The organism is Winogradskyella aurantia, assembly GCF_002266855.1.
Lineage (GTDB): Bacteria > Bacteroidota > Bacteroidia > Flavobacteriales > Flavobacteriaceae > Winogradskyella > Winogradskyella aurantia.
Map to the genome: position 1 here is coordinate 49,330 of NZ_NGJN01000001.1, position 12,233 is coordinate 61,562.

The 12,233-nt window shown below is 37.1% G+C and carries 13 protein-coding genes; 6 read left to right on the top strand and 7 right to left on the bottom strand.

Annotated features, from left to right (window positions below; translation table 11 throughout):
- Nucleotides 1-42: 42 nt before the first annotated feature.
- Nucleotides 43-1,341: a tyrosine--tRNA ligase gene (tyrS, locus tag CA834_RS00240; protein ID WP_094966656.1), complete on the bottom strand. Its 1,299-nt coding sequence runs from the start codon at nucleotides 1,339-1,341 to the stop codon at nucleotides 43-45.
- A gap of 90 nt (nucleotides 1,342-1,431) precedes the next feature.
- Here tyrS and CA834_RS00245 point away from each other — a divergent pair, with 90 nt between their 5' ends.
- A complete protein-coding gene (locus CA834_RS00245) occupies nucleotides 1,432-2,457 on the top strand; it encodes an NAD-dependent epimerase/dehydratase family protein (RefSeq protein ID WP_094966657.1) in 1,026 nt (341 codons plus the stop codon).
- On the opposite strand, the gene CA834_RS00250 is transcribed toward CA834_RS00245, so the two are convergent.
- The 3 genes from CA834_RS00250 to CA834_RS00260 are packed head-to-tail and all read right to left on the bottom strand — an operon-like array spanning nucleotide 2,454 to nucleotide 4,997.
- Nucleotides 2,454-2,924, bottom strand: a complete 471-nt coding sequence (locus CA834_RS00250; RefSeq protein WP_094966658.1) for a DUF4296 domain-containing protein — start codon at nucleotides 2,922-2,924, stop codon at nucleotides 2,454-2,456. The genes CA834_RS00245 and CA834_RS00250 overlap by 4 nt on opposite strands.
- On the bottom strand, nucleotides 2,925-4,268 hold the full coding sequence (locus CA834_RS00255) for a dihydroorotase (protein ID WP_094966659.1): 1,344 nt from the start codon (nucleotides 4,266-4,268) through the stop codon (nucleotides 2,925-2,927).
- Between the two features lie 6 nt (nucleotides 4,269-4,274).
- A complete protein-coding gene (locus CA834_RS00260) occupies nucleotides 4,275-4,997 on the bottom strand; it encodes a polyprenol monophosphomannose synthase (protein WP_094966660.1) in 723 nt (240 codons plus the stop codon).
- A 144-nt stretch (nucleotides 4,998-5,141) separates the two neighbouring features.
- Between CA834_RS00260 and CA834_RS00265 the strand changes: the two genes are divergently transcribed.
- Both CA834_RS00265 and CA834_RS00270 read left to right on the top strand, forming a co-directional pair.
- Entirely contained in the window at nucleotides 5,142-5,792 is a 651-nt protein-coding gene (locus CA834_RS00265; RefSeq protein ID WP_094966661.1) for a DUF4271 domain-containing protein, read from the top strand.
- A gap of 16 nt (nucleotides 5,793-5,808) precedes the next feature.
- Nucleotides 5,809-6,558 (top strand): uroporphyrinogen-III synthase, encoded by a 750-nt coding sequence (locus CA834_RS00270; protein ID WP_094967220.1) that lies wholly within the window; start codon nucleotides 5,809-5,811, stop codon nucleotides 6,556-6,558.
- A gap of 67 nt (nucleotides 6,559-6,625) precedes the next feature.
- Here the strand turns inward: CA834_RS00270 and pckA are convergent, their stop codons facing one another.
- Together pckA and CA834_RS00280 are read right to left on the bottom strand one after the other, a co-directional pair.
- Nucleotides 6,626-8,245: a phosphoenolpyruvate carboxykinase (ATP) gene (gene pckA / locus CA834_RS00275; protein ID WP_094966662.1), complete on the bottom strand. Its 1,620-nt coding sequence runs from the start codon at nucleotides 8,243-8,245 to the stop codon at nucleotides 6,626-6,628.
- A 65-nt stretch (nucleotides 8,246-8,310) separates the two neighbouring features.
- On the bottom strand, nucleotides 8,311-8,700 hold the full coding sequence (locus CA834_RS00280) for a DUF423 domain-containing protein (protein WP_094966663.1): 390 nt from the start codon (nucleotides 8,698-8,700) through the stop codon (nucleotides 8,311-8,313).
- A gap of 81 nt (nucleotides 8,701-8,781) precedes the next feature.
- Here CA834_RS00280 and CA834_RS00285 point away from each other — a divergent pair, with 81 nt between their 5' ends.
- The 3 genes from CA834_RS00285 to CA834_RS00295 all read left to right on the top strand — a co-directional run bounded on the left by CA834_RS00285 (nucleotide 8,782) and on the right by CA834_RS00295 (nucleotide 11,403).
- On the top strand, nucleotides 8,782-10,146 hold the full coding sequence (locus CA834_RS00285; protein WP_094966664.1) for a saccharopine dehydrogenase family protein: 1,365 nt from the start codon (nucleotides 8,782-8,784) through the stop codon (nucleotides 10,144-10,146).
- Nucleotides 10,147-10,333: 187 nt separating this feature from the next.
- Entirely contained in the window at nucleotides 10,334-10,852 is a 519-nt protein-coding gene (locus CA834_RS00290) for a hypothetical protein (RefSeq protein ID WP_094966665.1), read from the top strand.
- Between the two features lie 80 nt (nucleotides 10,853-10,932).
- Nucleotides 10,933-11,403 (top strand): Lrp/AsnC ligand binding domain-containing protein, encoded by a 471-nt coding sequence (locus CA834_RS00295; protein ID WP_094966666.1) that lies wholly within the window; start codon nucleotides 10,933-10,935, stop codon nucleotides 11,401-11,403.
- Nucleotides 11,404-11,456: 53 nt separating this feature from the next.
- Here the strand turns inward: CA834_RS00295 and CA834_RS00300 are convergent, their stop codons facing one another.
- Nucleotides 11,457-12,152: a zinc metallopeptidase gene (locus CA834_RS00300; RefSeq protein WP_094966667.1), complete on the bottom strand. Its 696-nt coding sequence runs from the start codon at nucleotides 12,150-12,152 to the stop codon at nucleotides 11,457-11,459.
- Between the last annotated feature and the right edge of the window lie 81 nt (nucleotides 12,153-12,233).

Below are 12,233 nucleotides of genomic sequence, written 5' to 3' on the forward strand. Positions count from 1 at the left end.
TTGGTTAGTAAGAGGGTGCCCGAAAAAATTTCGGGCACTTTTCTATATAAGCTTAATAATATAGGTTGTTTTCTTTCCCTTATTGAGGATGATGTACCTGTTATTAATAACATCGCTAGAAGATAAGACATAATCCTCGGTCACCTTTTCCTTGTTAACGGCTACAGCATTTTCTTTTAGCGCTCGTCTTGCTTCACCGTTAGATTTCAGGAAATTAGTTTTGGCAGCCAAAGCTCCTATCATATCTAAACCTTGACCAAAGTCTTCATGTGATATCTCCGCTTGCGGAACCCCTTCAAACACATCCAAAAACGTCTCTTCATCCAAGGTTTTTATATCTTCCTTAAACGATTTACTAAACAATATTTGAGATGCTTTTTCGGCATTTTCAAAATCTTCCTGAGAATGGACCATTATGGTAATTTCTTCTGCCAAACGTTTTTGTAAAAGCCTTAAGTGAGGTGCTTTCTGATGTTCGGAAATCAAGTCTTCAATATCTTGCTGCGTTAAGAATGTAAATATTTTAATATATTTTTCAGCATCCTCATCACTAGAATTGAGCCAATACTGATAGAACTTGTAAGGTGATGTTCTCTTGGAATCTAACCAAACATTGCCCCCTTCAGATTTCCCGAATTTGGAGCCGTCTGATTTGGTTATCAACGGACAAGTAATGGCGTAACCCTTCCCTTGTCCAATACGTCTTATTAGTTCTGTACCTGTAGTAATATTACCCCATTGATCACTTCCGCCCATTTGAATTGTACAGTGGTTCTCCTTGTAAAGATGTAAAAAGTCGTACCCCTGTACCAACTGATAGGTAAATTCCGTAAAACTCATCCCATCATCGTTAGATTCCCCGGAAATTCTATTCTTCACGGAATCCTTTGCCATCATGTAATTAACTGTAATATGCTTTCCCACATCCCTAATGAAATCCAAAAAGGTAAAGTCCTTCATCCAGTCATAGTTATTGACTAATACGGCTGCATTATTCGAGTCGCTTTCAAAATCTAAAAAATGGGCTAATTGCTTTTTTATGGCTTCTTGATTACGACGTAGGGTTTTCTCATCTAATAAATTACGCTCACTAGACTTGCCAGAAGGGTCGCCTATCATTCCCGTAGCACCACCCACCAAGGCCAAAGGTTTATGACCGCATCTCTGATAATGGGCCAAAAGCATTATGGGAACTAAATTGCCAATGTGTAAGGAATCTGCCGTAGGATCAAAACCTACGTAAGCTGTTCGCATTGCCTCGGACAAATGGTCCTCAACACCTGGCATGCTATCGTGCAACATTCCTCTCCATCTAAGCTCTTCAACAAAATTCTTTCCCATGTGATTAAAATTGAAAACTATAGTTTTGGCAAAGATATGTTTCCATCACAAAAGAGAAAAGACAAATCTAAAAAAGCGTAACTTAGCTTTATGATATTAGTAACAGGTGGTACAGGTTTGGTTGGATCCCATTTGCTTTATAAGCTGAGTGAAAGCGGTGCTAAATTGCGTGCTACATACCGAAAAGCTTATAAACTAGATCGCGTAAAACAGGTATTTTCTTATTTCTCGTCAGATGCAGACCGATTGTTTAATCAAATCGAATGGATAGAAGCCGATATCAATGACATCCCCGAGCTTGAAAAGGCCTTTTCAGGGTTAACCCATGTATATCACTGTGCTGCCTTTGTCTCCTTTGAACCCGACAAATACAAACAGCTCCGCAAGATAAATATTGAAGGCACCGCGAATATTGTCAATCAATGCCTACGCCATAAAATTAAAAAATTGTGTTACGTCAGTTCAATTGCTGCGATAGGTCATCACAACGATTCAGAAAAATTAATTACCGAAGAAACAGCTTGGAATCCTGAAGAGGACAATAGTGTTTACGCAATAACCAAATATGGCGCTGAGCTCGAAGTGTGGCGCGGTACTCAGGAAGGTGTTGACGCTGTTGTTGTAAATCCCGGTATCATTTTAGGTGGAGGCCATTGGGATAGCGGTAGCAGTGGGAGTCTTTTTAAGAAAATCTATAAAGGAATGAGCTATTATGTCCCCGGTGTTACAGGATATGTAGATGTTTGGGATGTGGTTAACGCCATGACCACACTTATGGAAAGTCCTGTAAAAAATGAAGGTTATATTCTAGTATCGGAAAATTTAAGTTTTAAGGATTTCCAAACAAAAGTTGCACAAAGGCTCCATGTGAAACCACCCCAAAAAGAAGCTAAGCCCTGGTTATTAAAATTAGCTTGGCGATTAGATTGGTTAAACCATAAGTTATTCGGTAAAAGGCGATCTCTTTCTAAACAAAGTGCCAAATCGGCCTTAAGTGTCACCAAATACAGCAACCAAAAATTACAAAATGATTTAAACTTTACATTTAAACCTATAGATCAATCCATTAGAGAGGTCAGCGATTTATTTCTGAAGGATTTTAAGAAAAATACCTAATTTTTTATATTTGGTTTGATAGATATGGTCGTGTCAATATTAATCTTTTTTTGAATTGCTTTGTTATTATTTATGCTCTTAATGGAGTCTTGTCTCAGTTTGGCTTCTTGGCGCTCTTTTTTCTGGAGTTCTTCTACACTTTCTTTTTCGTTCTCTATTCTAGTTTTTATGCGTTCTACTAGGTCTCTATAGGCATCAGGATCAAACGCATAGTAGGTATTGCTCTCGGCAAATTGGGTACTATCTATATTGTATTTTCTTAATACATAGGTCTTAGGGGCAAACCCCTTTTCCTCAAGTAATTTTTTATTAACATTTTTAGCTCCATTTATGATATATAGGTCGTATAGGATTTCTGTCATCTTCTCCTTTGAAATAAGATTGTCAGGTTTTTTAGGCTTTACCCTTCCCGAACATCCAAAAAAGAAAATAAAGATTCCAAATATAGTACACCACTTATTCACCATCTATCTATTGAATGTTAAGCGTTTTGCTGCTTTAACGTTTAAAACCTTAAAATTGTTATACACTAATTGACCATTTAAAAAGGTATGGGTAATTCTGCTTCTAAATGTGTTGCCCTCAAAAGGAGACCAGCCACATTTATAAAGAATGTTTGCTTTATTTACTGTCCATGGACTATTTAAGTCTGCAATAACCAAATCGGCATAATAGCCTTTTCGGATATACCCTCGTTTTTCTACGTCAAATAAAATTGCTGGATTATGGCAAGCTTTCTCCACAATCTTTTCAAGGGAAATTTTTCCTTTATGATGAGCTTCCAATAAGGCCACCAAAGCATGCTGAACCAAAGGCCCTCCAGAGGGTGCACTAGTATACGGATTATTTTTTTCTTGTATGGTATGTGGAGCATGGTCTGTTGCAATGACGTCTATCCTATCATCTAAAAGTGCTTTCCATAACTGATCGCGGTCTTTTGCTGTTTTTACAGCAGGGTTCCACTTAATTCTACTGCCTTTTGTGGCATAATCCTCATCTGAAAACCATAAATGGTGTATACAGACCTCTGAGGTTATCTTTTTATCCTTTAATGGAATTTTATTGGAAAATAAATTGGTCTCCTTTCCTGTTGACAAATGAAATACATGTAATCTAGCACCTGTTTTTTTTGCCAATTCTATAGCCTTAGATGACGATAAGTAACAGGCTTCTTCACTTCTAATTACGGGATGTAGTTCCATGGGTATATCATCCCCATACTGTGCCTTATACTTGGCTAAATTTTTTTTGATAGTTCCCTCATCCTCGCAATGAACTGATATTACCATGTCTGTGCTAGCAAAAATCTTTTCCAACACTTTGGGGTCATCCACCAACATATCTCCTGTGGAGGAGCCTAAAAACAATTTTAAACCAGCTACCGTTTTAGTGTCTAGCTTGAGTATTTCATCGAGATTATCATTTGTTCCCCCGAACATAAAAGAATAGTTGGCATAAGAGGTCTTATCTGCTATGGCAAACTTTTCTTCTAGCTTTTCCACCGTTGTAGTCTGTGGATTAGTATTTGGCATTTCAATAAATGAAGTAATACCACCAGCCAAGGCCGCTTTCGATTCTGTCTCTATGGTAGCCTTATGCGTTAAGCCTGGCTCCCTAAAATGAACCTGATCGTCAATTAAACCAGGTAAAACATAGTTACCTTCAACATCAATAACCGTTATATCAGCAGATTTAACGCTGATGGAGATGTCTATTTCCTTTATTATTTCATCTTCTATTAAGATGTCACCTTCTATAATTTTTCCTTCATTTACGATTCTCGCGTTCTTTATGAGGATTTGATTTTTCATATCTATTTATTTTGCAAATAAACTTTTTAATTTTAAACTAATCACACCAAAAATAGCTTCAGAAATAATACTCCCGCTCATTTTTGATTTACCTTTTATCCTATCCTTAAAAATAACAGGAATTTCAACAATCTTAAAGCCTTTTTTATAAGCTTTAAACTTCATTTCAATTTGAAATGCATAACCGACAAACCTTACTTTAGACAAATCTATGGCCTCTAGAACAGAGCGCTTATAACATACAAATCCAGCGGTTGAATCCTTAACTTTCATCCTGGTGATCATCCGTACATATCTGGAAGCTCCATAAGACAATAAAATACGCGATAACGGCCAGTTGACTACTGTGATTCCCTTTACATATCTAGATCCAACAGCTACATCAGCACCGTTGACAGCACAGGCCCTATACAATTTAATAAGATCTTCTGGATTATGGGAAAAATCAGCATCCATCTCAAAAATATACTTATATCTTTGACTTAAGGCCCAATTAAACCCAGAGATGTAGGCAGACCCTAATCCGCTTTTACCTTTGCGCTCTAACAAATAGAGCTTTTCCGTAAATTCCCCTTGCAATTTAGTCACCATATTAGCCGTACCGTCGGGTGAGTTATCATCCACCACGAGCACATGAAACTCTTTATCTTGAGAAAATACAGCACGTATTATGGCTTCAATATTCTCAATCTCGTTATAGGTTGGTATGATAACAATCGTATCAGACATCTATGGGGTTTAGCGCACCTCTCCGTGCTAATTTCAAATTTGAACAAAAGTAAAGTATTTAGGTGATTATTTAGTGAAATTTATGCCTAAGGATTACTTCAAGTTATAATTGTGAATGGCTAAATTTTGGGCTAATTTAGCTCTATGCGAAATTTTATAACACATGAATGGTTTACTGTTTTAACACTCTTGGGGTTAATGGCTATTGTACTGGCTAAATTTACCAATCACTTGCGATTCAATGATTTTTTGTTCGTTGTAGGAAACTCAAAATATCTAAAGATCTATTCCAAAGATCAAAAATTCATTGACCAGTTTGACAGTTTCCTGTTCATAAATCTGGCTGTATCTGCTAGTATTTTTATTCATTTCGCTTATTCAAGTTTTATAGCACCTCTTAAATTTGAGCCCGCGGTTTTTTTCAAAATAATGCTCGCTGTGTCAACGGTTATTATTATTAAAATACTCGTTGAGCGTCTCATTGGTAGTCTGTTTGAGATAGATAAGCTCATTGACAATTATCTATTTCAGAAAACTACATTTAAAAATTATTCTGGCTTCGTATTTTTACCAGCCAATTTATTGCTATTGTATTCAAATACCAATGCTAAAATTGTAATTATCGCAGCATTCTGCATCATTTGCCTTATTAATTTCATTGGTTTTTTATCTTCTTTTAAAACTTATCAAAAATTGATAAGCATTAATTTTTTCTATTTTTTATTGTATCTTTGCGCACTCGAATTTAGCCCTTATGTGCTTTTATATAAGGTAATTAGCGATTATGTCGCTTAAAACAAAAGGTTTACGTATGAAAGTTAAAACGATATTAGTATCGCAACCTGAGCCTAAAATAGAAAACTCACCTTACTTTGATTTGCAGGAAAAGCAAAAAGTGAAAGTAGATTTTCGACCGTTTATTCATGTTGAAGGGGTCTCCTCAAAAGAGATTAGACAACAAAAAATTGATTTAAGTAAGTTTACGGCAATAATACTAACCAGCAGAAATTCTGTGGACCATTTCTTTAGGGTTGCAGACGAGATGCGCTTTAAGGTACCTGATACCATGAAGTATTTTTGCCAGTCTGAAGCCGTTGCCTATTATCTTCAGAAATATGTGGTATACAGAAAACGCAAAATATATGTTGGAAAACGTAATTTTGAGGACTTATCACCATTAATTAAAAAGTACAAGGATGAGGCTTTTTTGTTACCAACGACAGATAAGGTAAAACCAATAATCCCTGATACACTAAACAGCCTCAGTATTAATTGGAAACAAGCGACATTCTATAGAACTGTTATTAGTGACTTATCGGATTTAGCCGATGTCTATTATGATATATTGGTGTTCTTTAGTCCATCTGGTATAGAATCTTTGTTCCATAATTTTCCAGATTTTAAGCAAAAAGATACCAGAATTGCTGTTTTTGGTAATACCACGGTAAAAGCAGTTAAGGAAAAGGGACTTCGAGTAGATATTGCAGCACCAACACCAGATACCCCATCCATGACCATGGCACTCCAAAAATACATTGACCAAGTCAATAAAGGTAAGTAATTTTATACATCTTATAAAAAAAGCGATTCTTGTAATGAGAATCGCTTTTTTTATCCTTTTTAATCATTTAGAAGGCATATCGTTGAGGACCGCCTCGTCTTATTTCTTCAGAGGCATACGATTCAAATTTCTTAAAATTCTGACGAAATGAATTGGACAGCTTAAAAGCCATTTTATAATAAGCTTCATCATCGTTCCACGTCGTTCTGGGGCTCAATACCTCAGTTGGCACTCCAGGACAGGTTCTTGGTTGGGCTACACCAAATACCGAATGGATATGATAATCCTCGTAGGTGTAATTTCCTAATTTTCCTGTTAAGGCAGCCGTTATCATAGCTCTGGTATATTTTAATTTCATTCTTGTACCAACACCATAAGGTCCACCGGTCCAGCCTGTATTGACCAACCAAACATTAACACCTGCTTCTTTCATTTTTTTACTCAGCATATCCGCATATTTTGTGGGATGCAATGGCATAAACGGTGCTCCAAAACATGCCGAAAATGATGGCTGTGGTTCAACCACACCAGCTTCCGTACCTGCCACTTTTGCAGTATAACCAGAAATAAAATGATATGCAGCCTGGGCTGGGGTTAATTTTGAAATTGGAGGTAAAACGCCAAAAGCATCAGCTGTTAAAAAGAAAATATTCTTAGGGTTACCCGCATAAGATGGTTGTTGGATATTATCTATATGATAAATGGGATAGCTTACACGGGTATTTTGAGTAATGCTACTATCCATATAATCTACCTCATTATTTTCCTTGAAGACCACATTCTCAAGAATTGCACCTGGCTTTATGGCTCTAAAGATATCTGGCTCCTTTTCTTCAGACAGGTCAATAACCTTTGCATAGCAGCCGCCTTCAAAATTAAATATGGTGTTTTCAGCGGTCCAACCATGCTCATCATCTCCTATTAATTTTCGGTCTGGATCTGTTGAGAGCGTGGTTTTTCCCGTTCCAGATAAGCCAAAGAAGATTGCCGTTTCACCATCCTCACCAACATTGGCAGAGCAATGCATGGGCAGCACGTTTTTTTCTACCGGTAAAATAAAATTTAATGCGGTAAAAATACCTTTTTTCATTTCTCCCGTATATGCTGAGCCTGCAACAAGAGCAATTTTCTTCGTAAAATTCAAAATAGAAAAGTTGCCTTGACGTAAGCCGTGCTTTTCTGGCTCAGGGCATGCATAGCCTGGTGCACATAATACCAACCACTCTTCCTCAAAATTTTTCAACTCTTCTTCTGTTGGTCTAAGGAACATATTATAAATAAACATGTTAGACCAAGGGTATTCCGTAACGGTTCTTACATTCATTTTATAGTTCGGATCCGCACATACGTAACCGTCCCTAACAAAAACTTCTTTCCCACTTAAGTAATTTTCAACCTCAGTTTGCAAAAAATCAAAATGTTCGGGCGATATGGCCTTATTAGAATTTCCCCACCAAATTCTGTCCTTGGTATAGTCGTCTTGAACTAAAAACCTATCTTCTGGAGAACGTCCTGTGAACTTCCCTGTGTTGATGGCCAAGGTTCCGTTTGCAGTCTCCTTGCCCATGCCTTTTTCAATGGTAATTGCCTGGAGTTGTTTGGGGTCTAATTGATAGTGAATTTGAGCATTTTTAATGCCATATTGGTCTAACGAAATCGTTTTCGCGGTTCGGGTATGGTTTACCATAATTTTTGTGTTGTTTTAGGCTGCAAAATTATAACTTTATTTTAAATCGCGTCGCGTGAAAACTATTAATCGTTCTTATTTCTTATAATCCCGATTAACATCACTGCCCATGCTATAATGAGAAGCAAGCCTCCTAAAGGTGTTATGAGAGCAATGTTCTTAAAATCAAATGCAGAAAGCTCATTCGTTGCTAATCCGTAAATGGATCCAGAGAAGAAGACCAACCCAAATAAAACGAGGTAAAAAAGAATTGATTTAGTTTTTTCATTAACGAAAGAAGTGCCTCCAAGAATAAGAAATAAAAATGCGTGATACATTTGATAGCGCACGCCTGTCTCAAAGGACTCAATAGCATCTGCATCTACCAGGCGCTCTAATCCATGAGCCGCAAAAGCGCCTAAAATAATCCCTAGAATACCTAAAACACTACCTGTAAGCAATAATCTATTGTTCATAATTTAAATGATATTTCACCACAAAATCCCTTTGGTATTTATTACATTCGTGCATTACAAAATTAGTCATATTAAGCTATTATGCGAAAGATTTTATTAATTGGAGCTGGTAAATCATCCTCTCATCTTATAAAACACCTCTTAGATACATCACAATCTGAAAACCTACACATCACCATTGGTGACCTTAATGTGGATAGCGCCAAACGTCTTATTGGCGACCATCCCAATGCGACTGCCATTCATTTAGATGTTTTCAATTCCAATTCGCGTAGCAACGCCATAAAAAATGCGGATATAGTAGTATCTATGCTTCCTGCTAGATTCCATATTGAAGCTGCAAAAGATTGTATTGTTTATAAAAAGCATATGGTAACAGCATCATATGTTAGCAAGGAAATGCAAGAACTTGATGAGGATGCAAAAGCCAATAAGCTCATTTTTATGAACGAAATTGGGGTTGATCCTGGGATAGACCACATGAGTGCTATGCAGGTCATTGACAGGATAAGAGATGATGGCGGTAAGATGATACTATTTGAATCTTTTACCGGTGGCTTGGTCGCACCAGAAAGCGATGACAATTTATGGCATTATAAATTCACCTGGAACCCCAGAAATGTGGTTGTTGCAGGACAAGGTGGCGCTGCAAAGTTTTTACAAGAAAATCAATTCAAATACATTCCTTACCACCGCCTTTTTAGACGAACTGAATATTTAGATGTTGAAGGTTATGGTCGTTTTGAAGCTTATGCCAATAGAGACTCCTTAAAATACCAACATGTTTATGGCCTAGACCATGTAAAAACTTTGTATCGCGGTACGATGCGCCGGGTTGGTTTTAGTAGAGCTTGGAATGTGTTCGTTCAATTGGGAATGACAGACGACAGTTATACCATTGAAGACAGTGCGAATATGAGCTACCGTGATTTTGTGAACGCCTTTTTACCCTACAGTCCAACAGACTCTGTTGAATTAAAATTTAGACATGCCTTAAAAATTGACCAAGACGATATTATTTGGGATAAGTTCCTAGAGCTCGATCTATTCAGTGCAGAAAAAAGGGTAGAACTTGTAAATGCCACTCCCGCTCAGATTCTTCAAAAAATATTGATGGATAGTTGGACCTTAAGTGAAGCGGATAAGGATATGATTGTGATGTACCATAAATTTGGTTATGAAAAAGATGGTAAAAAACACCAAATTGATGCGACCATGGTTGTCGTTGGAGAAGACCAAACCTATACCGCAATGTCTAAAACCGTAGGCTTACCTGTTGCTATGGCTACCTTAGACATTTTAAATGGTAAGATAACCTCTCCTGGTGTACAAATCCCCATTTCTAAGGAAGTGTACTTCCCTATTTTAGAACAACTGAAACACCATGGAGTCGCCTTTAAGGAAAAGCAAGTTCCTTATTTGGGCTATAACCCACTCAATCTTTAAACACCGTGGTTTCGATAATAATTATTGCGGAAAACCCTAACAATTAAAGACTTACCTATCGTTTTAAATAAATTTTATTATATTGCCGCTCTAGTTTGTCCCAAATCAAACTGAGAACCAAATCAAATCGTGAGGGAAATGACAGCTTAGGTTGTCTTTTTCTTTGCTTAATTTAAATCATGATATCATGAAAAACCTACACTTATTTCAAATCTTAATCTTAACTCTTTTTATTTTTTCTTGCGAAAAGGATGATGACCAAGACAATCCAGTTGCGGAAAACCCTGGTATTAATGCAACCATTAATGGTGGGTCTTACAGTAATTATTCATTTGCAGATGGCATTTACCAAGTCACCTTAGGAGGGAATGGCACCACCCTAAGTATTGATGCTTCTGATACTAATGGAGACCAGATTACCCTTTTTCTTAATGGTACAGGAGGCTTTAACTCAAACACAGTCAAGGTAATGGGGGATATAGATTCAAACAATTTTATGACCTATGTCCTCATAAGGCAGCACGACACGCAGACCCATTATTATTCTTCAACGGGCAGTATTACTATTACTGATAACAGAGCCCATCCTACGGAATCGGGTAAACGCTTAATCTCTGGAAATATTAATGTCACGGCAAATTCGGTTAGTGGTAATAATAGTACCACCATGACTGGGACCTTTCTAGATTTAGAGTTCGACAATTAGTGAGTGACAGTACTGAGATTTAAGTTACATTTTTAAATTGTTTTATTATTTTTAACTTTCAGTTTTAAATCAAATTTTACATGAAGGTTAACGATAAAGGTGTATATATAGATGGTATTGATAAAAAGATACTTAGAGCCTTGATGGAAGATGCCAGAACGCCTATTCTTGAAATTGCGCGTCAAGTTGGTATCTCTGGAGCTGCTATTCATCAACGTCTTAAAAAGCTTGAAAAATCAGGTTTGCTTTCTGGATCCAAGTTTATTATTGACCCTAAGGTTTTGGGGTACACCACAATGGCATTTGTTGGCGTTTATTTGGACAAGGCGGTAAGCAACCCTGAAGCGGTGAAACAATTACAAAAGATACCTGAGGTTATAGAATGTCATTATACTACGGGCCATTGGAGTATTTTTATTAAAATCCTATCTAAGAACAACGAACACCTTATGCATGTATTAAATACACACATTCAAAGTATTAAAGGCGTATCACGGACAGAGACGTTTATTTCCTTACAACAACAAATCGATAGGCAAATTAAGATATAAGCTAAAAAAGCTCTGATTTCTCAGAGCTTTTTTGTTTTGTATTTTTTTTTGATTTAGTCCCTTCCTCCAAAAACTTGCAGTGCCCAATACAATAAAGACGCTAAGGCTCCAATAGCCGCAACTAGATAGGTTCTTGCCGCCCATTTTAAGGCATCTTCAGAACCTTCATATTCCTCTTGGGTTACCATATTCTTGGTTTTTAACCATACTAAAGCTCTTTTACTCGCGTCGTATTCCACGGGTAAGGTAATAAAACTAAAGAGTGTTGCAAAACCCATAAAAACTAATCCTGCCACAGCAATCCAATAGCCCATGCCTACACCGGCTGCTGCACCTAGAATTAAGCCACCAATGACTAACCACTGAGACATACCCGACGTAACACTTACAATAGGTACCAAAGCAGATCGCATACCCAAAGCACTATAAGCTTGGGCATGCTGTACGGCGTGCCCCACTTCATGAGCAGCCACAGCCGCAGCGGCGGCATTGCGCTGGTTGTAAACGGCCTCACTCAGATTAACTGTTTTATTCTTTGGGTTATAATGATCGGTCAATTGACCTTTTACTGAAATGACTTCGACATCGTAGATGCCATTGTCAGATAACATTTTTTCCGCAATTTCTCTGCCAGACATGCCATTTTGCAATTTACGCTTAGAGTAAAATGCAAACTTCTTTTTTAATTTGTTGCTTACTAGCCAACTTACTAGGGCAATGGCTCCAATTAATATATAATATCCAAACATACTTTTTTCTTTTAGATTTTAAAATTACTAAAAGCTATGCAAATAGTGCGCCAAATGTTGGTTAAGAAATTTTGTCAGTAT